General features: G+C 69.5%; 25 protein-coding genes. 9 read left to right on the forward strand and 16 right to left on the reverse strand.

The annotated features are described in order from the left end of the window. Nucleotides 1–198 precede the first annotated feature (198 nt). A complete protein-coding gene (locus AQJ67_RS22960) occupies nucleotides 199–462 on the forward strand; it encodes a hypothetical protein (protein ID WP_062720935.1) in 264 nt (87 codons plus the stop codon). A 139-nt stretch (nucleotides 463–601) separates the two neighbouring features. Here AQJ67_RS22960 and AQJ67_RS48655 read toward each other — a convergent pair whose 3' ends face one another. The 3 genes from AQJ67_RS48655 to AQJ67_RS22975 form a co-directional block, all read right to left on the reverse strand. Beyond that, nucleotides 602–1,189 (reverse strand): hypothetical protein, encoded by a 588-nt coding sequence (locus tag AQJ67_RS48655; protein ID WP_062720936.1) that lies wholly within the window; start codon nucleotides 1,187–1,189, stop codon nucleotides 602–604. Nucleotides 1,190–1,475: 286 nt separating this feature from the next. Then, nucleotides 1,476–1,667, reverse strand: coding sequence for a hypothetical protein (locus AQJ67_RS22970; protein ID WP_062720937.1), 192 nt, complete (start codon nucleotides 1,665–1,667; stop codon nucleotides 1,476–1,478). Between the two features lie 10 nt (nucleotides 1,668–1,677). Continuing rightward, the gene (locus AQJ67_RS22975) at nucleotides 1,678–2,529 is read right to left on the reverse strand and encodes a helix-turn-helix domain-containing protein (protein ID WP_062720938.1); all 852 of its coding nucleotides are present in this window, start codon (nucleotides 2,527–2,529) and stop codon (nucleotides 1,678–1,680) included. 230 nt (nucleotides 2,530–2,759) lie between these two features. Between AQJ67_RS22975 and AQJ67_RS22980 the strand changes: the two genes are divergently transcribed. The 3 genes from AQJ67_RS22980 (at nucleotide 2,760) to AQJ67_RS22990 (ending at nucleotide 5,594) form a co-directional block, all read left to right on the forward strand. Then, on the forward strand, nucleotides 2,760–3,197 hold the full coding sequence (locus AQJ67_RS22980) for an ATP-binding protein (RefSeq protein ID WP_062720939.1): 438 nt from the start codon (nucleotides 2,760–2,762) through the stop codon (nucleotides 3,195–3,197). Between the two features lie 76 nt (nucleotides 3,198–3,273). Next, the gene (locus AQJ67_RS22985; protein WP_244190556.1) at nucleotides 3,274–4,413 is read left to right on the forward strand and encodes a hypothetical protein; all 1,140 of its coding nucleotides are present in this window, start codon (nucleotides 3,274–3,276) and stop codon (nucleotides 4,411–4,413) included. Continuing rightward, on the forward strand, nucleotides 4,410–5,594 hold the full coding sequence (locus tag AQJ67_RS22990) for a hypothetical protein (protein ID WP_062720941.1): 1,185 nt from the start codon (nucleotides 4,410–4,412) through the stop codon (nucleotides 5,592–5,594). The genes AQJ67_RS22985 and AQJ67_RS22990 overlap by 4 nt, the downstream gene beginning before the upstream one ends. A gap of 202 nt (nucleotides 5,595–5,796) precedes the next feature. Here the strand turns inward: AQJ67_RS22990 and AQJ67_RS22995 are convergent, their stop codons facing one another. Together AQJ67_RS22995 and AQJ67_RS23000 are read right to left on the reverse strand one after the other, a co-directional pair. Next, nucleotides 5,797–6,045, reverse strand: a complete 249-nt coding sequence (locus tag AQJ67_RS22995; protein WP_159058810.1) for a hypothetical protein — start codon at nucleotides 6,043–6,045, stop codon at nucleotides 5,797–5,799. 33 nt (nucleotides 6,046–6,078) lie between these two features. Then, complete coding sequence (locus AQJ67_RS23000) at nucleotides 6,079–6,270, reverse strand: hypothetical protein (protein ID WP_062720943.1); 192 nt, start codon at nucleotides 6,268–6,270, stop codon at nucleotides 6,079–6,081. Nucleotides 6,271–6,460: 190 nt separating this feature from the next. Here AQJ67_RS23000 and AQJ67_RS23005 point away from each other — a divergent pair, with 190 nt between their 5' ends. Continuing rightward, complete coding sequence (locus AQJ67_RS23005; protein WP_062720944.1) at nucleotides 6,461–6,922, forward strand: type II toxin-antitoxin system PemK/MazF family toxin; 462 nt, start codon at nucleotides 6,461–6,463, stop codon at nucleotides 6,920–6,922. A gap of 54 nt (nucleotides 6,923–6,976) precedes the next feature. On the opposite strand, the gene AQJ67_RS23010 is transcribed toward AQJ67_RS23005, so the two are convergent. From AQJ67_RS23010 to AQJ67_RS23025, 5 genes are all read right to left on the reverse strand, one after another. Continuing rightward, nucleotides 6,977–7,927, reverse strand: a complete 951-nt coding sequence (locus AQJ67_RS23010; RefSeq protein ID WP_062720945.1) for a PLP-dependent cysteine synthase family protein — start codon at nucleotides 7,925–7,927, stop codon at nucleotides 6,977–6,979. A 5-nt stretch (nucleotides 7,928–7,932) separates the two neighbouring features. Then, nucleotides 7,933–8,211 carry a MoaD/ThiS family protein gene (locus AQJ67_RS23015; RefSeq protein ID WP_062720946.1) on the reverse strand — a complete coding sequence of 93 codons (279 nt, stop codon included), beginning with the start codon at nucleotides 8,209–8,211 and terminating at the stop codon, nucleotides 7,933–7,935. A gap of 116 nt (nucleotides 8,212–8,327) precedes the next feature. Continuing rightward, on the reverse strand, nucleotides 8,328–8,423 hold the full coding sequence (locus tag AQJ67_RS50460; protein WP_316959376.1) for a putative leader peptide: 96 nt from the start codon (nucleotides 8,421–8,423) through the stop codon (nucleotides 8,328–8,330). Between the two features lie 110 nt (nucleotides 8,424–8,533). Then, complete coding sequence (locus tag AQJ67_RS23020; protein WP_062720947.1) at nucleotides 8,534–8,956, reverse strand: M67 family metallopeptidase; 423 nt, start codon at nucleotides 8,954–8,956, stop codon at nucleotides 8,534–8,536. Nucleotides 8,957–9,092: 136 nt separating this feature from the next. Next, nucleotides 9,093–10,526 carry an amino acid permease gene (locus tag AQJ67_RS23025; RefSeq protein WP_062720948.1) on the reverse strand — a complete coding sequence of 478 codons (1,434 nt, stop codon included), beginning with the start codon at nucleotides 10,524–10,526 and terminating at the stop codon, nucleotides 9,093–9,095. 497 nt (nucleotides 10,527–11,023) lie between these two features. Between AQJ67_RS23025 and AQJ67_RS23030 the strand changes: the two genes are divergently transcribed. Further along, entirely contained in the window at nucleotides 11,024–11,368 is a 345-nt protein-coding gene (locus tag AQJ67_RS23030) for a hypothetical protein (protein ID WP_062720949.1), read from the forward strand. A gap of 69 nt (nucleotides 11,369–11,437) precedes the next feature. Here AQJ67_RS23030 and AQJ67_RS23035 read toward each other — a convergent pair whose 3' ends face one another. Together AQJ67_RS23035 and clpS are read right to left on the reverse strand one after the other, a co-directional pair. Beyond that, the gene (locus AQJ67_RS23035; protein ID WP_062720950.1) at nucleotides 11,438–12,046 is read right to left on the reverse strand and encodes a DUF2017 domain-containing protein; all 609 of its coding nucleotides are present in this window, start codon (nucleotides 12,044–12,046) and stop codon (nucleotides 11,438–11,440) included. Between the two features lie 41 nt (nucleotides 12,047–12,087). Beyond that, a complete protein-coding gene (gene clpS, locus AQJ67_RS23040) occupies nucleotides 12,088–12,405 on the reverse strand; it encodes an ATP-dependent Clp protease adapter ClpS (RefSeq protein ID WP_030053518.1) in 318 nt (105 codons plus the stop codon). A gap of 109 nt (nucleotides 12,406–12,514) precedes the next feature. On the opposite strand from clpS, the gene AQJ67_RS23045 reads away from it, so the two are divergent. Together AQJ67_RS23045 and AQJ67_RS23050 are read left to right on the forward strand one after the other, a co-directional pair. Next, nucleotides 12,515–13,873 (forward strand): nicotinate phosphoribosyltransferase, encoded by a 1,359-nt coding sequence (locus tag AQJ67_RS23045; protein ID WP_062720951.1) that lies wholly within the window; start codon nucleotides 12,515–12,517, stop codon nucleotides 13,871–13,873. 138 nt (nucleotides 13,874–14,011) lie between these two features. Further along, entirely contained in the window at nucleotides 14,012–14,602 is a 591-nt protein-coding gene (locus AQJ67_RS23050; protein ID WP_062720952.1) for an isochorismatase family protein, read from the forward strand. A 77-nt stretch (nucleotides 14,603–14,679) separates the two neighbouring features. On the opposite strand, the gene AQJ67_RS23055 is transcribed toward AQJ67_RS23050, so the two are convergent. After that, complete coding sequence (locus AQJ67_RS23055) at nucleotides 14,680–15,024, reverse strand: hypothetical protein (RefSeq protein WP_062720953.1); 345 nt, start codon at nucleotides 15,022–15,024, stop codon at nucleotides 14,680–14,682. A 123-nt stretch (nucleotides 15,025–15,147) separates the two neighbouring features. Beyond that, nucleotides 15,148–17,493 (reverse strand): immune inhibitor A domain-containing protein, encoded by a 2,346-nt coding sequence (locus tag AQJ67_RS23060; RefSeq protein WP_062720954.1) that lies wholly within the window; start codon nucleotides 17,491–17,493, stop codon nucleotides 15,148–15,150. Nucleotides 17,494–17,891: 398 nt separating this feature from the next. Here AQJ67_RS23060 and AQJ67_RS23065 point away from each other — a divergent pair, with 398 nt between their 5' ends. Next, complete coding sequence (locus AQJ67_RS23065) at nucleotides 17,892–18,143, forward strand: hypothetical protein (protein WP_062721076.1); 252 nt, start codon at nucleotides 17,892–17,894, stop codon at nucleotides 18,141–18,143. Between the two features lie 54 nt (nucleotides 18,144–18,197). Here AQJ67_RS23065 and AQJ67_RS23070 read toward each other — a convergent pair whose 3' ends face one another. After that, nucleotides 18,198–18,872 carry an RDD family protein gene (locus tag AQJ67_RS23070; RefSeq protein WP_062720955.1) on the reverse strand — a complete coding sequence of 225 codons (675 nt, stop codon included), beginning with the start codon at nucleotides 18,870–18,872 and terminating at the stop codon, nucleotides 18,198–18,200. Nucleotides 18,873–18,961: 89 nt separating this feature from the next. Next, complete coding sequence (locus AQJ67_RS23075) at nucleotides 18,962–20,521, reverse strand: RDD family protein (RefSeq protein ID WP_062720956.1); 1,560 nt, start codon at nucleotides 20,519–20,521, stop codon at nucleotides 18,962–18,964. Nucleotides 20,522–20,743: the final 222 nt, after the last annotated feature.

Below are 20,743 nucleotides of genomic sequence, written 5' to 3' on the forward strand. Positions count from 1 at the left end.
GCGGACAACGTGTACGACTCGCCGAGCTTCCTCATATGCTGGGCAGCCTCTTGCCGGTCCGCCTCCCGCTGGCCCATGACCGCCTGAATGTCCCGGGTGGAGTCACGGGCAGCGGACGCCGCATCGGGGTCCTTCGGCGCGGCCTTCGCCGCTTCGAGGTTGGCCTGCGCCGTGTTCAGGAGGGACTGACCGTACTTCGTGTTCCGGGGAATCGACGCCTGGACATTCGCGATCGTGCTGGCTGCCTGGTCCAGCCACTTCGCCGCGCCCGCGCTGTACTCCGCCAGCCTCAACGTCGCGTTCGCCAGATCCCCGCTCCAACTGCGGAACTCATCAGCGCCCTTGCCCTTCCAGGCCACCCACTGCGGGCGCGTCTTCAGCTCCTCGCCCGCCTTCTCGATCTCTGCGGCGACCTTCTTGAGCTTGGCCGCGGCGGCGACGACCGCGCCCGCGTCGGCCTGATCCAGCCAGGCCAGCATCTCCTCGTGGCTCATGCCCTCGAACGACGTCCGGCCGCTGCCCCTGCCCGCCTTGCCCATCTCGTCTCCCCGCGTGTCCCCGTAGTCCCCGTGTGTCCCCGTACTGCGTGAGCGGCCGTCAGTCAGAAGCCCGATGCTCCGGACGTGTCGCCGCTTCCCAAGGTGCCGCCTGGCTTCGTGGTCTCCCCACCTGTCCCAGCCGGAACCTGCGGCTCGTAGCTACCGCCGTATTGCTTCGTCGTGCCCGTGCTGATCGCCAGCATGCGTTGGCGGACGTCCGCATCCACGTTCTCGTAGCCCTTGTGCGAGGCCAAGACCGCGATGCTCATGCCCTCGATGGAGTCCGTGAGCAGCTTGGACAGCTTCTCCAACTCCGAGATCACCGTCTCGTACGAGGTGAACACGCCGGCCGCCTCGCCCCAGCCACCGGCTCCGCCACCGAAACTGGCCCGCGCCATCGCATCCTGCCCCACCTGCTTCGGACCCGCCGGGCCCTCCTGCAGCTCCCGCAGCAGCGCATCGATACGGTCCCGGAACTTCGTGAACGACTGCAGCTCGGTGATGACATCACCAACAGCCGAGACGGCTGTCTGGAGGCCTGACTCGACGCCGAACACATCTGCGGCCGCCGACGCAGCCGGTCCCCAAAAGCCCTCCGCGTATGCGGCCGGGTCCGCCACCGGTACGTCGATCGCCCCGTCGTCCGCCACAGCACCCTCCCCGTTAGCCAAAGCGTCAGCTGTCACTTTAGCTACGGGCACTGACAATTCGTACACTCACTTCGCGCATGCAAGTGGGCTTACATGAGGGCAAGTTGGGCACAGCCGGTCACGTCCGAACGTCACGAATCAGTGACAGGTAATGCGGTCAATGGCACCGTCGATGGCTGAAAATCATGCCCACCAGCCGATGCCCTCTCGCGATGTCGCATACCGCTCAGCACTTGGGTTTTCGTGATGCGAACACCTGAGGCCCTCACGGCGGCGGCACGGCGCCTCAGAGGAGGTGGTCCACCTTGCCCGCCTTGATGTCGAGGATCAGCGTCCGGAGGGCTTCGCGGGTGTCGGTGAGGTAGGTGTCCTCGGCGCCGGCTATGGCCACGTAGGCATTGCCGTCACCGTCCACGCCAAGGCGGAAGCAGGCCGAACCCTCGGCACAGAACGGCTCTTCCCACGTGATGTCGGCCATGGTCGTCTCCTCAGAGGTGGCTGGCGATGTCCTGGATGAAGTCATGCGACTCCTGGTGCGACAGCGCGCGCTCTTCCATCCAGTCCAGTTGTGCTCGGTACTTGGACAACTGGGCCTCCTGGTAAAGAAATTCCGGGCCGTGGGCACTGTCGATCTGAACCGTGTCGAGTTTCGGCACGGGCCCTTCCATGTAGATCACGGTCTGCCCCGCGCCCGGGAAGGAGCCCGCTTCGAAAGGGATGACGCTCAGTGACACGTTGGCCCGCTCCGACATGGCGAGCAAGTACTCCAGCTGCGCTCGGGCGACCTTGCGCCCACCGAACTGCATACGCAGCGCCGCCTCGTGCAGTATCCCGACGTATTCGATGGGGTTCTCGCCTTCGAGGACCCGTTGGCGCTCAAGTCGGTGAGCAAGACGCAGGGCGATCTCATGCTCGGGCAGCGGCGGCATCGCGGCCCTGAAGACGGCCTGAGCGTGATCACTGGACTGCAGCAGGCCAGGCATGTGGATCAGGTGCACGCTGCGCAACCGCACCGCATGGTGCTCCAACTCGGCAATATCGAGGAGCCCGGCCGGAAGACTGCCGCGGTACCTCTCCCACCAGCCACGCTCGGCGGGCTGCGCCAGCTCCATCAGGGCGTTGATGTACGCCTCGTCGTCACAGTCACAGTTGCAGGCCAACGTGCGCAGCCGCTCGGGGCTGATGGGGCGCGCACCCAACTCGATGTTGGAGATCTTGCCCCGGTCCACGCCGAGGAGGCCTGCGGCGTACTCCCCGGTCACGCCGGCAGCGGTGCGGATCCTACGCACCTCCGCCCCGAGCCTCTTCTGGCGCTCCGTCGGCGACGTCCTCGCTGCCATGCCGTTCCTTTCTCGTGGCGTGCGGCACCCCACATAGGGGCTTCAGTTTCCCCGACGTGAGGGCAACATAGCCCCCCATGCCCTACAGTCAGTAACGCACAAGCTACACACGGCAGTTGGCAGTGCGTCGCGCGCCCCTGCCCGCGCCCTCCTTCCCTGGGAGGGGCAGGCCGCGCCAGGGAGACGAGCCACCGACTGCCCCCCTCCCCCGAACAGCGAGGACAGACCCCATGCCCGAACCCGCCACCTGGCAATGCCACCTCCACCTCACCAACGACCAGCGAGCCCCCCACATCGCCCGCCACACCATCCGCACCGCACTCCTCGGCCACGCCCACACACCCGAACTCACCGACACCGCCGAGCTGTTGACCTCCGAGCTCGTCTCCAACGGCGTCAAGCACTCCGACGGCCCGCTCACCGTCAGACTCCGCTCCCGCCCCGGCGCCGTACGCGCGGTACCCGTCGTACGCATCGGAGTCATGGACAACCATCCGGAACTCCCCGACCCCCTACCCTGCACCCCCGACCAGGACTTCGGCCGCGGCCTCTACCTGGTGCAAGCGCTGGCGGACGCATGGGGCCGCTACCCGGTGATCGACCGCTCCCCCACGCCCGGCTGGAAGGTCGTGTGGTTCGAGTTGTCCGACGCCGCCGGGCGGGAGTGAGGTCATGCGGGGTCGGAGCGAGCCTGCTCCCGACTGACGACGGGGATAAAATCCTGCGCCGAAGGGGGATCACGGGGTGAGTGAGACAGACGAGGCGTCCGCGGTGCCTGGTCGGCTGCGGCGGGCGCTGCCGGACGGCAGGCGTGGACGGTTGTTGCTGATATCCGCGCTGGTGCTCGCGCTTGCGGGCACCGGTCTCGGGACATGGGCGGCGGACACCTGGCCGTGGCCGAAGGAGCGTTACTGCTGGGGTGCGTGGGAGGAGGACAGCGGTCCGGGCTTCCTCGGCGACGAGGCCTTCGGCGAGGATGACGACGGGGCACGCACAAGCGAGGAGACCGCGCCCACCCGCCAGCGTCCGACCGGCAGCTGCGAGCTCACCATCGCCGGCGACTACAAGAGCCGCCACGACGGTGACGAGGTCTCCATCCGCCAGCAGGTGTCCGTCACGTACGGCCCGGTCCCCAAGGCCGCGGAGGACCGGCTGGCGATGGTCCAGGACGGATTCCTGGGCGGTGACATGGTTCCGCTCCCGGACGGCCTGCCGGGCACGGTGAACGGGGGTGGCGGTCTGCTGGTGCTCCCCAAGTCCTGCGACACGCCTGATGGCCGGCCGACCGTCGTCACCATGGACGCGTCCGGCACTTACGCCAGCGGCCCCTCGTACAGCCAGAACGATCCGGCGGATCTGGGCGGCGCCCAACAGGCGGCGGTGCTGCTCGTCGCGGCGGCCAACCGTGGGATGGCGGCGGCCGGTTGCGAGCCGGACGAGCCGCTGAGGGTCAGCTCGCCCGTCTACGACCTGCCGGGCAATCCGGAGGACATCTACGGCGCCTCTGAAGACGTCTGCGGCATCCGCGGCCTGAGCCTCGGCACGGAGGACATCACGGACCAGACCGGCGCGGTCACCCGCGACCTGCAGACGTGCAGCGTCCGTGGCGACGGTGTGCCGTACCTGCAGCTGGCGATGGTCGCGCAGCCCCGGCTGGTCGCGGTGTTCGACGGCATCGCGGGTGAACGCCCCGTGGCCCGCGGCTGGCGCGGCACGGGCTCCCTCGGCGAGGACCACGCGATCGTACGAGCCGACTGTGCCGGCCGGCCCACCACCTTCCTGATGGGCGCCTCCACCGACCCCGACCACCTCGCCGCCTTCGCCAACGCGGCCGCCGCCCGCCTGGGCTGCGCCCCCATCGCCCCCGAGGGAGCCGCCCGGTGAGCAGCACCGCGGACCAGCCGAACCGCTACGACCAGCCCGTGCCCGCCGACCGGGAGTCGCTCAGCGAGCGGTATCGGCGCCTGCGCCGGGAGCGGTGGCGCCGACGCCGTCAGCGTTGGCACTGGCGCAGGCTGCTGCGCGGCCGGGTCCGGCCACTGCTGGCCGCAGGGCTCGCCGGGGTGCTGCTCGGTGCCGGCGGCATGGCCTGGCAGGCGCAGGCCGGGCCGTTCGCGCCGGACGAGGTGTGCTGGGGCGCGTTGTCCCGCGATGACCTTGCCACGACGTTCCGGGAGCCGGAGAACGTCAAGGCGGTCGAGGCGCCCGTGTTGCACGGTGCGCGCTCCATGGACGGCCCCATCGGCAGCTGCCAGTTGACGAACAGCGACGGCGATGAATGGGCGCTCACCGCCCGGGTGCACCGGCTGGACGACCGGGCCGGCGACGACGGCAAGTGGGCCGACGAGTTCCTCTCCGCCCGCCTCACCCCGCTCGGCGGCGGCCTCTTGGGCATGGCCTCGGACAACCGCGCCTGGCTCGCCATCCCGGACGGCTGCCTGGGCCGCCCCGACGACTTCGACGGGCCGACCGTCGTGGACATCGCCCAGGGCAACTGGATCAGCGACATGGAGCCGCGACCCCAGGAGCGGGATTCGATGGCCCGCATGGTCGTGAAGCTCGTCAACAAGGTCAGTGCGGACCTGGGCTGCACGGGCACGATCGCCGATCCGGTCGAACGCCTTCCGAAAGCCGCCCGCTACACCCGCACGGAGAAGCCGGACGCGCTCTGCGGCATCAAGGGGCTGACCCTGGGCAAGAAGCGGAAGCCGAGCAAGTACCCCATGATCACCGACGGGGACGGCCCGGTACGCACCTGCGACCGCGACATCACCGGCTCGCAATGGAAGCAGCGCCTGATGACCGTCGAGGACCCGCGGCTGGCCGCGATCTTCACTGGGATGACGCTGCACGAGGGCGACCAGGTGACCTCCGCCGTCGGCTACGGCGGTCTCGGCCCCAACCTCGGTGTCTTCCGGGCCCGTTGCCAGGCGGGCACGACCGTGTTCCTCGTACAGGCCAACGACGGCGGGATGAGCGCGGACGTGCGCACCCTCTTCCCCCGCTACGTCGAGGCCGAGGCTACCCGCCTCGGCTGCGGCCCGCTGAAGCTGAAACTGCCATAGCCGGGGGGCGGGAGCCGCTGACTCCCGCCCGGCCGTCGTGCCGCAATGATGCGAAACGCCATGCCCTCGGCCGCTCGAATGCCGGGGCGCTGTCTACGAGGAGGGCCCTCGCTGTTCAGAGGGGCTGCCGATGGGCCGGATGCCTCTGACGGGACCGGGCGGTGCGGGTTGTGCCCCGGCTCACTTCGAAGACCCCCGTATGTCAACGGGAGCTCAGGGCCTCCGGCGCCCCTCCCGGCTCTAACGAACCTGACCCCGTCTGATCGGCCGCGTCGCCGTCCAGCTGCCAGAGATCACGGTAGAGCGCCACGACCATCCTGCACTTGTCGATCAGATCGAGAGCCTCCTCGGGCGGCATGGTCTCGCAGTACTCGCGGATCTCGGCCAGGATCTTCGCCAGGTCGGGGTCGATCTCCTCCGCGAACGTGAGTTCTTTGTCGTCGCCGGCCATGGTGATCACTTCTTCGCGCAGAGGACACGGCACTCAGTCCCGGAGGTATGGCCGGTGCCAGTGCCGTTCACTGAGGACCTTGGTCCACTCGGCAGCGAGCCGCTCCCGCCTGTCGTGAGGAAGCTCGTCCAGGTTGGGCCGGAGCCCCTCGATGATCTTCGCGACCTCCTGCGGATCGCGCCGGACGGGCAGACCAAGGTGATGGGCGATGGTGCGGAGAGTCATCGTGACCAGCCCCCTCGGGGTTGTCTTTCCAGTGTGCGCCCCGCTCCGGGCATCCAGCCGAGGGCACATCGAGGGCACATCGAGGGCACATCGAGGGCACATCGAGGGCACATCGATGCGGGAATCGCCGCGAAACCGTGAGAACCACTGAGGCGCGCGCGGGGCGGCGGGCGCCGGTACCTTCGTGCGTATGGACACGTCATGGTGGCTCGCGCTCGCGGCGGTGGTGCTGCTGGCGCTGGTCGCCACGCTCCTCGACGGGTGGGGGCGTGGGCGTCGGCCGAAGGGGCGACGCAGCCGGCCGCCCGGGCGGCCCGCGGGGCGTTCGCGGGGGCGTGCGGGCACGCGTCCCGCGCCTGCGGAGATCTGGTGGGCGAACGTGCCGTACGAGGACGGGCCCGGTGCGAAGGACCGGCCGTGTCTGGTGCTCGCGGTGCGCGGGCAGCGGGTCACCGTCGCCAAGATCACCAGCAAGTACCGGGACGAGCGCTACGGCGTGATCCCGTTGCCGCCGGGCTCCGTCGGGGACACCCGGGGGCGGGCCAGCTTCCTGGAGACGGGCGAACTTCGGGACGTACCGGTGTCGGACTTCCGGCGGCGGGTGGGGGTGATGGACCCGGTCGTGTGGGACCAGGTCCGTCACCTCGCGTAGGGCGCCGTCACTCGCCCGCCAGGGCCTCGCGGACCCTGGGCCGACCGGGCCGGCTCACGCCCAGAGTTGTCCCTGCAGGGTCTCGATGGCCGCCTCCGTCGTGGCGGCCGTGTAGACGCCGGTCGAGAGGTACTTCCAGCCGCCGTCGGCCACGACGAACACGATGTCGGCGGACTCCCCCGCCTTGACCGCCTTGTTTCCGACGCCGATCGCGGCGTGCAGCGCGGCCCCGGTGGAGATGCCCGCGAAGATGCCCTCCTGCTGGAGGAGTTCACGGGTGCGGGTGACCGCGTCGGCCGAGCCGACCGAGAAGCGGGTGGTCAGGACGGAGGCGTCGTACAGCTCGGGTACGAAGCCCTCGTCGAGGTTGCGCAGGCCGTAGACCAAGTCGTCGTAGCGGGGCTCCGCCGCGACGATCTTGACGTCCGGCTTGTGCTCGCGCAGGTAGCGGCCGACGCCCATCAGGGTGCCGGTGGTGCCGAGGCCGGCGACGAAGTGGGTGACCGACGGGAGGTCGGTGAGGATCTCCGGGCCGGTCGTGGCGTAGTGGGCGCCCGCGTTGTCCGGGTTGCCGTACTGGTAGAGCATCACCCAGTCGGGGTGCTCGGCGGAGAGTTCCTTGGCTACCCGTACGGCGGTGTTGGAGCCGCCCGCGGCCGGGCTGGAGATGATCTCCGCGCCCCACATCGCGAGCAGGTCCCGGCGCTCCTGCGAGGTGTTCTCGGGCATCACGCACACGATCCGGTAGCCCTTGAGCTTCGCCGCCATCGCCAGGGAGATGCCGGTGTTGCCGGAGGTGGGCTCCAGGATGGTGCAGCCCGGCGTCAGACGGCCGTCCTTCTCCGCCTGCTCGATCATGTGCAGGGCCGGGCGGTCCTTGACCGAGCCGGTGGGGTTGCGGTCCTCCAGCTTGGCCCAGATGCGGACGTCGGCGGACGGCGACAGCCGCGGCAGGCACACCAGAGGGGTGTTGCCCACCGCGGCCAGCGGGGAGTCGTAACGCATCCGGATCAGGCCATGCCGCCGGCCACGGCCGGCAGGATCGTGACGTTGTCGCCGTCGGCGAGCTTGGTGTTGATGCCGTCGAGGAAGCGGACGTCCTCGTCGTTCAGGTAGACGTTGACGAAGCGGCGCAGCTGCTCGCCCTCCACGATGCGGGCCTGGATGCCCGTGTGCCGGGTCTCGAGGTCGGTGAACAGCTCGGCGAGGGTGCCCCCGTTGCCCTCCACGGCCTTCTGACCGTCGGTGTAGGTGCGGAGGATGGTGGGGATGCGGACCTCGATGGCCATGGCTCAGGGCTCCTGTCGGGAGTAGTCAGTCGGGGGCGCGCGGCAGCGCAAGTGCAGCAGGGGTGGTGCGTCGTGCAGCGCCGCGGCTCACGGCCGTACGGCGGCAGGGTGTCGCGTCAACAGATGGCGCTGGCGAGCCTGCACAGGTCGACGTGCAGCCGCGCCACGAGCAGCATGCCCGGCGTCTTTTCGCTCACGTCGTGGAAAACCATGGGGTCATCGTATCGATTCCCGGTCCGGCTTTTGGAATGTGATCCCACATCGCGGACGGATGAGGGCCGGAGAGTGAGACCGCGCTGTTCAGGTCGGCCGTCGGGGGGGCTCAGTACGCCTCGACGATCTTGACCTCCTCCTCCGTCACCTCGCCGTCGACGATCCGGAAGGAGCGGAACTGGAACTCGCCGAGGCCGTCGGTGTCGGCCGTGGAGACGAGGACGTAGTGCGCGCCGGGCTCGTTGGCGTAGGAGATGTCGGTGCGCGAGGGGTGGGCCTCGGTGGCCGTGTGGGAGTGGTAGATGACCACGGGCTCCTCGTCGCGGTCGTCCATCTCGCGGTAGAGCTTGAGCAGGTCTTGGGAGTCGAACTCGTAGAACGTGGGCGACATCGCGGCGTTCAGCATCGGGATGAAGCGCTCGGGACGGTCCGAGCCGGCCGGCCCCGCGACGACGCCGCACGCCTCGTCGGGGTGGTCCTTGCGCGCGTGGGCGACGATCTGGTCGACGAGGGCCTGGGTGATGGTCAGCATGCTCGTCAGGATAAGCAGAGGGCCGCCCCGTACCGAAGAGTGGTACGGGGCGGCCCATATACCGGACGCCTTGAGCGGCAGCGGAAGAGGGCGCCACGAGTGCCCCGCCCTGCTGGACGTCCTCGGGGAGGCTTCGTCAGCGCTTGTTGAACGCCGCGGCCTGCGGATTGCGGCGCTTGAGCACCAGGTAGGAGACGCCGAGGATCAGCCCCCACAGCGGTGCGCAGTACAGCGAGATACGGGCGTCCTTGTCGATGCCCATCAGCACGATCACCATGCCGATGAAGGCGAGCGCGAACCAGCTGGTGACGGGGGCGCCGGGCGTCCGGAACTCCGACCGGGGCAGTTCGCCGCGGTCGGCCTTGGCACGGTAGCGAAGCTGGCAGATCAGGATGACGATCCAGGCCCACATGCCGGAGATGGTCGCGAAGGACACCACGTAGTCGAACGCCTTGCCCGGCCACTGGTAGTTGATCCAGACACCGACCAGCATCAGCGCGGCGGAGAACGTGGTGCCCGCCAGCGGCAGGCCGTTCTTCGTGAGCCCGGTGAAGAGCTTCGGCCCCTGGCTGTTGAGCGCGAGATTGCGCAGCATGCGGCCCGTGGAGTACATGCCGGAGTTGCAGGACGACAGGGCGGCGGTCAGGACGACGAAGTTCACGATGCCCGCGCCGGCGGCGAGGCCCATCTTCTCGAAGGCGGCCACGAAGGGGCTGATGCCGGGCTGGAATTGGGTCCAGGGCACCACCGAGAGGATCATGATCAGGGCGCCGACGTAGAAGACGGCGATACGCCACGGCACGGTGTTGATCGCCTTGGGCAGCACGGTCCTGGGGTCCTTGGACTCGCCCGCGGTGACGCCGACCAGCTCGACGGCGAGGAAGGCGAACATCACCATCTGCAAGGTCATCAGCGTGCTGCCGATGCCGTGCGGGAAGAATCCGCCTTCGCTCCACAGGTGGGTCACCGAAGCGGTGTCGCCGGCGTCCGAGAAGCCGAGCGTCAGGATGCCCGCGCAGATGAGGATCATGCCGATGATCGCAGTGACCTTGACCATCGAGAACCAGAACTCCAGCTCACCGAAGAGCTTCACGGAGATCAGATTGGCGCCGTAGAGGATGACGGTGAAGATCAGTGCCGAGACCCACTGCGGCATGTCGAACCAGTACGTCATGTAGGCAGCCGCGGCGGTGACCTCGGTGATGCCGGTGACGACCCAGAACAGCCAGTACGTCCAGCCGGTGACGAACCCCGCGAACGGACCGATGAACTCACGGGCGTAGTCCGCGAAGGAGCCGGAGACCGGGCGGTACAGCAGCAGTTCGCCCAGCGCCCGCATGATGAAGAAGATCACGAGGCCCGCGATGGCATACGCCAGGATCAGACTGGGCCCGGCCTTGGAGATGCCCTTGCCCGCACCGAGGAACAGGCCGGTACCGATGGCACCGCCGATGGCGATCATCTGGATCTGCCGGGCCCCTAGCCCGCGCTGATACCCCTCGCCGTCCTCCGTCGCGGCACCGTCGGCCCCGTCGCCGTCACGATGCTTGTCGACCTGCACTGAGGTCATGAATGGTGCGCCTTTCTCCATGGTGATCCGAGCCTGCGAAGCGGCCCCGGATCGGGTCACGATCCCCCCCGGATGTGGATGGAGCGGTGCCGAGCCGACGATCCGCCGGCATGGTGGCGCCCCCGTGGACAGGGGTGGCGTCCCCGGGCGGTCGAGAAGATCTATCACGGCCGTTGCAGTGATCGACCGGAGCGGCGTGGCCCACGCCACAAGGAGGTCCGGACATGAGGCGCAAACCGCCGCACAAGGAGCCTGGGTGGTGACTGGATCGTTATTCGGATCTGAGCATCCCCTGAGCGAACAGACGCTGAATCGCAAATGGTTAACAGATGAACAAAAAACGTCCCCACCCCGAGGCCGGCACATTCCTCAGATCTTGATCAATTTTCTGGCCTTGCACATGCCAACGCTCCTAGCGTGCTCGGCGCGGGCCGCTGACCAGCGGTGGTCGACCGCCACCGCGGGCTCGCACCACGCACCACCACAGGGGAACACCAATGAAGCTCAAGATCGTCTCCCTCGCCGTACTCGGCTCGCTGGCCCTGGGGGCCGCCCCGGCCGTCGCCCAGCCGCAGCACAGCTCGACGTCGCGGACGCCCAGGATCGACACCTGGCAGGACATCGCCGCCAGCAAGTGCCACTACGGCGACAAGGAGTCCTGCGCGCTGCTGGTCGGCGGACTCAAGATGAGCAAGAAGACGAAGAAGTGCCTCGTCAACGCGTCGGTCGGAGCCGCGATCTCGCTGGTCGTCGGCAGGTTCAACAAGGATCTGGCGAGCAAGGTCGCCAAGCAGGCCGTGGGTGCGGGAGCGACCGGCTGCATCACCGCGTTGCTGAACTGACTGAATCGAACGACGGCCAGTGGGCCCTGCCGGTGGACGGCAGGGCCCACTGGCCGTCCCGCGGAGACCTCACGGCATGAGCGTCGCGACCAGCGTCTCCTGGAGTCCGCCCAGCCACAGATACGCCATCACCATCGGCTTGCGCGGGTCCTCGTCCGGCAGCCGGTAGAGCAGGTCGGTGTCGTCCTCGTCGGTGATCTCCAGCCGGGAGCCGATGGCGAGACGCAGGTCGTTGAGGGCGCCGAGCCACCGCTGGGACTCCTCCGGGGAGAGCTTGAGCACCGCGCCGCCCTCGCCGGCGGAGGCGGAGCTGAGCTCGTCCAGGGCGCGGACCACCGCGAGGGCGTTGTCGCGCTTGCCGGCCCGCAGGTCGTTCTCGGTGTAGCGGCGGAACTCCGCGGAGTACGCCTTCTGCTCCTCGGCCTCCTTGGCCTGCGGTGTCCCCTCGGGGTCGCCGTACGCGTCCGGGAACAGGCGCCTGAGGACCGGGTCGGCGGGCGGCTCGCTCGGCCCGTCGGCGAACAGCTCGGCGAGCGGGTCGTCGGGGGCGTCCGCGGCGGGGCCGGGGCCGATGAGTTCCAGGAGCTGGACGGCCAGCGACCGGATGATGGAGATCTCGACGTCGTCGAGGGCGACGGCCGCGCCGCCGCCGGGGAGCGGTTCGAAGGTTCCTGGCATAGGGACGATTCGCTACTTCCGGTCCTGCGCGGGCGTACGGGTCACTTGCGGTCGTGCTGGAGGGTGGCCCACAGACCGTAGCCGTGCATGGCCTGCACGTCGCGTTCCATCTCCTCGCGGGTACCGCTGGAGACGACCGCCCGGCCCTTGTGGTGGACGTCGAGCATGAGCTTGGTCGCCTTGTCCTTGGTGTAGCCGAAGTAGGACTGGAAGACGTAGGTCACATAGCTCATGAGGTTGACCGGGTCGTTGTGGACGATCGTGACCCAGGGGACGTCCGGCTCGGGGACGGCGAAGACCTCCTCCGCCGACTCGGTGCGTTCGATCTCCAGGGGTGCGGGTGACGTCACAGAGCCCATGCTGCCACCCGAGGGGGGTGGTCGCACAAACGGGCTGGGCAAGGGCGCCTGTTGTGACCTCGGCCGCACAAATCGTCAGAGTGACGAAATGGGGGTACCATCCCTAGTCATGAACACAGCGGACCTTGGGCTGCCGGTGGATGTTCCCTCGACGGCGCTCTTCACGGATCAGTACGAGCTCACGATGCTTCAGGCCGCCCTGAAGGCCGGCACCGCCGAGCGGCGCAGCGTCTTCGAGGTCTTCACCCGGCGGCTGCCCGAGGGGCGGCGCTACGGCGTCGTGGCCGGCACCGGCCGGGTCCTGGACGCCGTCGAGAACTTCCGCTTCGACGCCGGCGTCCTCGGCTTCCTGCGCGAGCGGAACATCCTCGACGAGCAGACCCTGAAGTGGCTCGCGGACTACCGCTTCTCCGGCGACGTCTGGGGCTACCCCGAGGGCGAGGTCTACTTCCCGGGCTCGCCGATCATGCGGGTCGAGGGCACCTTCGCCGAGTGCGTGCTGCTGGAGACGGTGATCCTCTCCATCCTCAACCACGACTCCGCCATCGCCGCGGCCGCCTCCCGGATGGCGTCGGCCGCCGGGGAACGCCCGCTCATCGAGATGGGCGCCCGCCGCACCCACGAGCTGGCCGCGGTGGCGGCGTCCAGGGCCGCCTACCTCGGCGGCTTCACCTCCACCTCCGACCTCGCCGCCGGCTTCCGCTACGGCATTCCCACCGTCGGCACCAGCGCCCACGCCTTCACCCTGCTGCACGACCGCGAGCGCGACGCCTTCCGGGCCCAGGTGGACTCCATGGGCCGCGGCACCACACTGCTGGTGGACACCTACGACGTCGCCGAGGCGGTCCGTACGGCCGTGGAGGTCGCCGGGCCCGAGCTGGGCGCCGTGCGCATCGACTCGGGCGACCTGCTGCTGGTCGCGCACCGGGTCCGCCAGCAGCTGGACGAGCTGGGCGCCGCCGGCACGAAGATCATCGTGACCTCCGACCTGGACGAGTACGCCATCGCCTCGCTGGCGGCGGCCCCGGTGGACGCGTACGGCGTCGGCACCCAGCTGGTGACCGGGTCGGGGCATCCGACCTGCTCGATGGTCTACAAGCTGGTCGCCCGCGCCGAGTCCGGCGACGCCGCGGCGCCGCTGGTGCCGGTGGCGAAGAAGTCGAGCGGCGGGAAGACGTCCGTCGGCGGCCGCAAGTGGGCCGCGCGCCGCCTCGACGAGTACGGCGTCGCCGAGGCCGAGGTCGTCGGCACCGGGCCGGTTCCGGACGGGCTCGCCGACCGGCAGCTGCTGGTGCGGCTGATCGAGGGCGGTGACGTGGTGGCCCGTGAGCCGCTGGACGTCGTACGGGACCGGCACACGGCCGCTCGCGCGAATCTGCCGCTGTCCGCCACGCAGCTCTCGCGCGGGGAACCTGTCATCCCGACCGAGTATGTCAACGGGCGCTCGGGGAGCCGGACGGGGGCGTGAAGCGAGCGCGCCCGGCGTGCGCGCGCCATGCCCCCTCCCGCAGCGCACCCGAAGTCTCTAGGCTCGGAAGTTCACGGCCGGGCCAGCAGCCTTTTCCACCGTCCCAGCCCCAGCGTCCATAACCGAAGGACACCGACCATGCGCCGCGCCTTGATCGTCGTAGATGTGCAGAACGACTTCTGCGAGGGGGGCAGCCTCGCGGTGGCCGGCGGTGCCGACGTGGCCGCCGCCGTCACCGAGCTGATCGGGCAGGCGGCCGGGTCCGGCTACCAGCACGTCGTCGCCACCCGCGACCACCACATCGCCCCCGGCGGTCACTTCTCCACCAACCCCGACTTCGCCCACTCCTGGCCGGCGCACTGCGTCGCCGGTACCGAGGGTGTCGGGTTCCACCCGAACTTCGCCCCCGCGGTCGCCTCCGGCGCGATCGACGCGGTGTTCGACAAGGGGGCGTACGCGGCGGCGTACAGCGGGTTCGAAGGGGCCGACGAGAACGGGGTGCGGCTGGCGGACTGGCTGCGGGCGCGGGATGTCTCGGAGGTGGACGTGGTGGGGATCGCCACGGATCACTGTGTGCGGGCCACTGCCGTGGATGCGGTGCGGGAGGGGTTCCGTACGCAGGTGCTGCTGGATCTGACGGCCGGGGTGGCTTCCGAGACGACGGAGCGGGCGCTGGAGGACATGCGGGAGGCCGGCGTCGAGCTGTCCGGAAAGCCGGTCGTCGCGTAGCGCCCTACGGGGTGCCTTGACCGGTCGCCTGGCGGGTGCGGCCCCGTCGTGGCTGGTCGCGCAGTTCCCCGCGCCCCTTACGGCGTTGCAGCGGGCCTTCTCAGCAGCGCTCGGATCGGGTGCCACAGCTCCTGGGCCAGCTCAGGGCCCAGGGCGACACCGTTGTCAGGGGCCGTGCGCCATATCAGGCCGTCGGGGTGGTGCAGGACGGCCGTGATCTCGTCGGGCGACGGTGGGGCTGCGTTGCCGCGCAGGTAGACCGCGCGCATGCCGAGGTTGCGGAGCCTGGTCAGGGCTCGGGCGCGGTTCTGGGCGTGGACGAGGACACGGACGCTGCCCGTGCCGTTGGCGATGGGTCTGGGCAGGTTCAGAGCCACCACCACGCTGCCGGTCGGCAGCTTGCAGAAACCTCCTGCGGCCATGCTGGTCACACCCCCGTGCGAGTCGGTGTCAATAACGGAAACACAGGGTGCACCTAAACACGACCGGCGGCAACCCGCCAAGAGGGTTGCCGCCGATCGCGCTCTGACCTGCGAATATGCCGTTTACTTCACTGCGGCGCCGACCTCGACCGTGATCGTCGAGCCGTCGCGCGGCTCCTTGATGATCTTGATCTTGGTGTTGGTGTCAGTGATCTTGACGCCCGCGGTGGGCGTCTCGGCGCTGTAGTACGTGCTGGTGTGGTCGTTGAAGACCGGCACCCCGGCACGCGACGGGATCCGGGTCGCGACGTCCGCGTTGTGCAGCGTCATGCCGTCCGTGCGGAACGTGCTGAAGGGCGAGTCGTAGGACTGGATGCGGTTGCGCATCAGCGTGCCGTCGGACCACTTCAGCGGCGTCGGGTGGGAGTCGACCGGGAGGATCAGACCGACACCCTGGTGCTGGCTGGTGTTGTTGTCCGCCTGGGAGGTGTCCCACTTCCAGATCAACAGGCCGTTCTGGTACGCGTAGTGCTCCACCCAGTCCGGACGGGTCGACGAGAAGCCGAAGTTGTACGGGCCCGTCTTCAGGGTCTTGTCGTACGACACGTACTGACGGTTCTCGGCGATGTAGTACTGCGCGTAGTCCTTGGTGAACGAGGCACCCATGCGCGAGAAGCCGGTCGCCGTCCAGGCGTTGTCCACGCTCTCGACGTCGTCCGAGAAGACCGCGGAGCCGTCGGCGGTGACCGTGATGCGGTCGGCCGCGAAGCCCTTCATCGCCAGGCCGCCGTCGGTCGCGTAGCGGAAGCGCAGGTCGATCTTCATGCCGGCGTAGGCGTCCAGCGGGTAGACGAGCTTCTGGTACGCGTCCACCGTGCCGTCGAGCGCGGGCTTGTCGCTGCCGTCACGGCTGATCGGGTTGCCGTTCGCGGTGCCGTCGATCGCCGTCCAGTTGGCGCCGCCGTCGGTCGACACCTCGGTGTAGAGGTAGTCGTAGCCCTTCTCGATGTCCCACCAGCCGTCCAGGGTGAGGCTCGCGGAGGACTTGCCGGTCAGGTCGACGGACCGGCTCAGCGTGTTCTTCAGGTTGTTGCCGCTGCCGCTCCACCACTGGGTCGCGCCCTGGGCGGGAGTGACGAGTTCGGTGGTGACGGCCTTCTTGGGCAGGTTGACCACGAGGGCCTGCTTGTGCCGGGTGTTGTACTCGGCCAGGCCCAGCTTGTGCTCGGACGTCGTCGCGGCCTTGGCCGTGTCGTAGTTGAGCCAGCCCAGCTGGAGCTTGTCCCAGGCGGTCATGTCGCCGGGCAGGTCACCGATCTCCTTCTTGCCGGTGCCCAGCCAGGAACCGGAGGACATCAGCGTCCAGAAACCGGTGGAGTTCTCGCCGCCGGCGGTGTCGTAGTGGTCCGGCAGACCGAGGTCGTGGCCGTACTCGTGGGCGTAGACGCCGAGGCCGCCGTTCTCCGGCTGGACGGTGTAGTCGCCGACCCAGATGCCGGTGGAGCCGATCTGCGCGCCGCCCAGCCTGTTGTTCGCGGGGCCGGTGGCACCGGCGTCGGTGCCGAACGCGTACCAGCGGTGGGCCCAGATCGCGTCCTCGCCCTGGGCGCCGCCGCCCGCGGACTCGTCCTCACCGGCGTGCACGATCTGGAAGTGGTCGATGTAGCCGTCGGCCTCGTTGAAGTCGCCGTCGCCGTCGAAGTCGTAGCGGTCCCACTGGTCGAACTGTGTGACGTCCGCCTTGATCTCGGCGTCGGTCCGCCCAGCCGCCTTCTGCTGGGCGACCCACGCGTTCAGACCGTCGCTGACGACGTTCCACACGCTGGCGCAGTTGGTGTCACCGCAGGCGTTGTTGCCGTAGCGGGCCTCGTTGTAGGGGACCTTCACCCAGTCGGTGACCTCGCCCTCGACCGAGTAGCGGCCCGAGGACTGCTTCTCGTAGTACTTCTTCAGCGACTCGGTCTTGTTGCCGGTGCCGAAGTAGAGGTCCTCGAAGTGCTTCTTGTTGTAGTCCGCCTGCCAGGCGGTCGAGTTGTCCTTCTCGCGGTCGGGCTCGGCTATCTGGTTGTGGGCCGGGCCGGGCGTGCCGCCGAACTCGCTGATCTGGTCGCCGAACTCGACCAGGATCGTGAAGATCTTGTCGGTCTTCTCGCGGCCCAGCTCGACGTACTTGCTGTCGCCCTTCTTGCTCTTGAGCTCGACGACCTGCGAGCCGTCGCGCTTGGTGACCTTGCTCCGGCCGGATATGACCTGGTTCAGGGCCTCCTCGCGCTGGGCCTCCTGCGTCCGGCTCATGGGGCCGTCGAGGTTGTGGTCGGCGTGAGTGTGCTCCGCCGGGTCGTGCCGCTCCACGGACGCCGGCGCGCCTTCGTCGGCCTGAGCCACCGCGAAGGTCGAGAACGTCGCCGCCGCCGTCGTGAGCGCGACGGCTGTTGCCGCCGTTCTGAACGTCCAGGGTCTACTGGTCACTTGCTTCCTCCCCCGCGTCCGGGCGCGCGGAAGGAAGGGTTCCTGGTCCTGGAGGTTCCGCGGGCGCCTGATCAACGCGTGTAGTCAAGTGACGACATTTGACTAGAGGTTAAGCAGAAAAAACAGACCTTGACTTGGACAGGTCAATTGCACTATGCGGAGTTGATGTTCATTTAGCGGACAACCACCTTTCGACGACGGGCGCGTTGCGCCGTCCACCTGTTGGACGCGATGACTCCGTGCGCCCCCTGTGCACCGGCACTGTTGGTTAGGTCACGCTTACGGTTTGTTCCTCTCGGGCATGCACGCGGTTAGAGTCGGATGGCGGAACGCCCGGACGTCGGCGGAAAGCCAGGCCGAGACCCCCGTGCACCCCTGATTCCGAGGACACGATGATCATGCCTCGTCCGACTGCCGCACAGCTCGCTTACGGCTCGTGCACCGTGATCTTCTCGACGCTCGCCATGCTGCTGCTGTCACAGACGAGTACGGGTGTGGGGATCGCGGTCATCGCCGTCGCGGCGCTCCTGCTCGGTTTGCTGGTCGCCATGACGGTGCCCATGCCGAAAAAGCCCCGCGTGGTGGCGGTCCGCAAGCCCGCTCCCACCGAACGCGAACAGGCGGAGGAACCCGTACTGACGCAGTCCTGACGCGGGTCGGCCGGGCGCCGGCCGCGCGTCGGTCGTACGGCCGCCTGCCGTCCGTCAGTTGCCGGTGCTGACGACAACCGTCTTCGCCGCCTTGTCGTGCAGGCCCTGTTTGTAGGGCTTGTCGAAGAAGCTCCAGCCGCCGCAGATCACGGTCCAGATGCAGGCGCAGCAGAACGCGAACGGGATCCACAGCACCGCCGCCCGGATCAGCGAGGTCTGCACGGACGGGGTGGCGCCGTTGTCGAGGTTGGCCGTGCGCATGTTGAGCAGCTTCTTGCCGAGCGTCTGCCCGGTCCGGGCAGTCATGACGGTGTCGTAGCCGATGAACAGCACGGCGGCGACCAGCGACTGCACGAAGGACTTGCCGTACTCCACCTGGTCGGTGTCGACGTTGTACTCGGTGACGCCGAATCCCCAGGTGAGCAGCCAGACGACGACACCCACCAGGATCATGTCGATGATGCGGGCCAGCGTGCGCTTGCCGCTGTCGGCGAGCGGCGGCATCCCGGCGAGGGGGTCGGCGGGCCCGCCTCCGCCGCCGTACGGGTCACCGCCGTAGGGACCACCGCCGTAGGGGCCGCCCCCGTAGGGCGGGGGTTGACCGCCGTACGGGGGCTGGTCACCGTACGGCGGACCCGAGCCCTCGCCCTCGGGCGGCGGGGGCTGCTTCCTGAACGGATCGTCTTCCGGGGGTTGCTGACCGGAGCCGGGAGGCGGTTCGCTGCTCATGGCCCGAGTCGACCGCGAACCGTCCGGCTTCGCATCCGGCGCGGGGCCGTCCGGGGTACGGAATCTTCCGGGCCGTTCGCGGTAGGCGGTCAGCCCGCGACGAACGTACGCGCCGCCTTGTCGTGCCAGCACTGGCGCCAGGGCCGGTCGAACACGCACCACAGCACGCCGACGACACCGACGACGAGCAGGCCGGGGATGCTGTAGACGAGCCAGCGCTTCAGGGCCGCGCCGAACTCCGGGGGTTCGTGGGCCTCGATGTCCCGCACCTCCAGGCCGAGCACCTTCTTGCCCAGCGTGCGGCCCCACTTGACGGTGGGCAGGACCTCGTAGGCCGCGCCGAACAGGAGCAGGACGGCCAGGATGATGCCTAGGTAGACCGACGTGGTGCCGTCGAGCAGCCACACGGTGACCGTCTCGCCGGACAGCTTGGCGGCGTCGATCTTGCCGTTGACGTGGTCGAGCGCCTTGGTGCCGAGCGGTACGGCGGCCACCGCGGTGACGGCGGCCAGGACGACCGTGTCCAGCAGCCGTGCGGCCAGCCGCTTGCCGAGACCGGCGGGGCGGGCGGCGGCCTGGCGCATGGCGGCGGCCTGGAACGGGTCCAAGGTCGGGGGCTTCCACGGCGCGACCGGCTGATCCTCGCCGGGGCCCGCGAGCCGGTGGACCTGCTGCGCCCAGGAGGACTGGCCGCCGCCGGGGCCCGACGTCATGGGCGCGCCGGAGGCGTCCGCCGCGGACTGCGGGCCGCCCGACTGCTGCGGGATGCTCGGGGCGGCCGCCTGCTGGGCCTGCTGCGGGCCGGAGAGGGCCGTGGGAGAGGCGCCGGCCGCCTGGGCGGCGGCAGCGGCTCCGGCGGCCGTCTGGGCCTGTCCTTGGGCCACCGCGGCCCGTTCGGCGGCGGCCTTCCCGGCGCCGAAGCCGGGGCCCTGCGGCGCGCCGGCCGCGGAGTCCGTACGTGCGGCGCCCGATCCGGCGGACGCGCCCGTGCTTCCGCCCTGCGCCCCCGTGTGCGGGGACACCGCGCGGATGGCCATGGTGCCGTCGGCGGGGGCGGGGCCGCCGGGGTTGGGGATGCCGGTGCCGGAGGACTGCGCTCCGCCCGGCACGGGCCGACGGATCATGAACGTGTCCCCGGAGGCGACGCCACCGGAGGCGGCGTCCGGCTCGGCGGGCGGGACGGCGGCCGTGCCGTCCGGCTGGGCCGCCGCGCGCGGGTCCCTCGGGTCGGGCTCCTGCGGGGCGCCCCAGGAGACGCGGTGGTCCTGGTCGCCGCCGAAGCCGCCCTGGTGCGCGGGGTCGGCGCCCCACGCGGACGCCGGCTCCGGGCGGCTGCCGTGCCGGGCCTGGCCCGACGCGGGTTCCGGGCGGCTGCCGTGCCGGGCCTGGCCCGACGCGGGTTCCTGCGTCGGCTCCTCGTCGAAGAAGTGCGGGCCGGTCTCCTCGACCGAGGCGGCCGGGGCGGCGGGCCCGTCCGGGTGGGCGCCCGGCGGCGGGGCGAGCGGTTCGCCGTCCGCCGGCGCCGGACGGCTGGTGCCCGGCACCCAGGAGGCGCCGTTCCAGTACCGGACATATCCAGGAATGGACGGGTCCGGGTAATACCCTTCGCGGGGCCTGTCGTCACCGGGGGCCGGGGTTGGGGCGCTCATGTCCGTCGTCCGGTATCTGCTCGTGGGTCAAATAGGGGCCTCCACATCTATCAGACCGACGCAACAAGCACCGCCCGTCCCGTAGGACCCACTCCTTTCCGGGCAACCTCGCACACGTACCGCACACGAGCGGAACCCGGCCCGGGAGCGGCTCGGGGCAGGGCTGGGGCAGGGCTGGGAGGGGCGTGGGAAAAAGTTCTGGGAAGTCGCGTAATGAATCGG

This window comes from Streptomyces caeruleatus, assembly GCF_001514235.1.
Lineage (GTDB): Bacteria > Actinomycetota > Actinomycetes > Streptomycetales > Streptomycetaceae > Streptomyces > Streptomyces caeruleatus.

Bases quoted from the DNA above. Each gene is read 5' to 3' on its own strand.
- AQJ67_RS23020 (WP_062720947.1), bottom strand. From the start codon at position 8,956: ATGCTGACCATCACCCAGGCCCTCGTCGACCAGATCGTCGCCCACGCG.
- AQJ67_RS23055 (WP_062720953.1), bottom strand. From the start codon at position 15,024: ATGGCCGCAGGAGGTTTCTGCAAGCTGCCGACCGGCAGCGTGGTGGTG.
- AQJ67_RS22980 (WP_062720939.1), top strand. From the start codon at position 2,760: ATGCCCGAACCCGCCACCTGGCAATGCCACCTCCACCTCACCAACGAC.
- AQJ67_RS50460 (WP_316959376.1), bottom strand. From the start codon at position 8,423: ATGGTTTTCCACGACGTGAGCGAAAAGACGCCGGGCATGCTGCTCGTG.
- clpS (WP_030053518.1), bottom strand. From the start codon at position 12,405: ATGGGCTCTGTGACGTCACCCGCACCCCTGGAGATCGAACGCACCGAG.
- AQJ67_RS23005 (WP_062720944.1), top strand. From the start codon at position 6,461: ATGGACACGTCATGGTGGCTCGCGCTCGCGGCGGTGGTGCTGCTGGCG.
- AQJ67_RS23075 (WP_062720956.1), bottom strand. From the start codon at position 20,521: ATGAGCGCCCCAACCCCGGCCCCCGGTGACGACAGGCCCCGCGAAGGG.
- AQJ67_RS23035 (WP_062720950.1), bottom strand. From the start codon at position 12,046: ATGCCAGGAACCTTCGAACCGCTCCCCGGCGGCGGCGCGGCCGTCGCC.
- AQJ67_RS23025 (WP_062720948.1), bottom strand. From the start codon at position 10,526: ATGACCTCAGTGCAGGTCGACAAGCATCGTGACGGCGACGGGGCCGAC.
- AQJ67_RS23030 (WP_062720949.1), top strand. From the start codon at position 11,024: ATGAAGCTCAAGATCGTCTCCCTCGCCGTACTCGGCTCGCTGGCCCTG.
- AQJ67_RS22975 (WP_062720938.1), bottom strand. From the start codon at position 2,529: ATGGCAGCGAGGACGTCGCCGACGGAGCGCCAGAAGAGGCTCGGGGCG.
- AQJ67_RS23000 (WP_062720943.1), bottom strand. From the start codon at position 6,270: ATGACTCTCCGCACCATCGCCCATCACCTTGGTCTGCCCGTCCGGCGC.
- AQJ67_RS23015 (WP_062720946.1), bottom strand. From the start codon at position 8,211: ATGGCCATCGAGGTCCGCATCCCCACCATCCTCCGCACCTACACCGAC.
- AQJ67_RS23045 (WP_062720951.1), top strand. From the start codon at position 12,515: ATGAACACAGCGGACCTTGGGCTGCCGGTGGATGTTCCCTCGACGGCG.
- AQJ67_RS23065 (WP_062721076.1), top strand. From the start codon at position 17,892: ATGCCTCGTCCGACTGCCGCACAGCTCGCTTACGGCTCGTGCACCGTG.
- AQJ67_RS22995 (WP_159058810.1), bottom strand. From the start codon at position 6,045: ATGGCCGGCGACGACAAAGAACTCACGTTCGCGGAGGAGATCGACCCC.
- AQJ67_RS22970 (WP_062720937.1), bottom strand. From the start codon at position 1,667: ATGGCCGACATCACGTGGGAAGAGCCGTTCTGTGCCGAGGGTTCGGCC.
- AQJ67_RS23010 (WP_062720945.1), bottom strand. From the start codon at position 7,927: ATGCGTTACGACTCCCCGCTGGCCGCGGTGGGCAACACCCCTCTGGTG.
- AQJ67_RS23070 (WP_062720955.1), bottom strand. From the start codon at position 18,872: ATGAGCAGCGAACCGCCTCCCGGCTCCGGTCAGCAACCCCCGGAAGAC.
- AQJ67_RS23050 (WP_062720952.1), top strand. From the start codon at position 14,012: ATGCGCCGCGCCTTGATCGTCGTAGATGTGCAGAACGACTTCTGCGAG.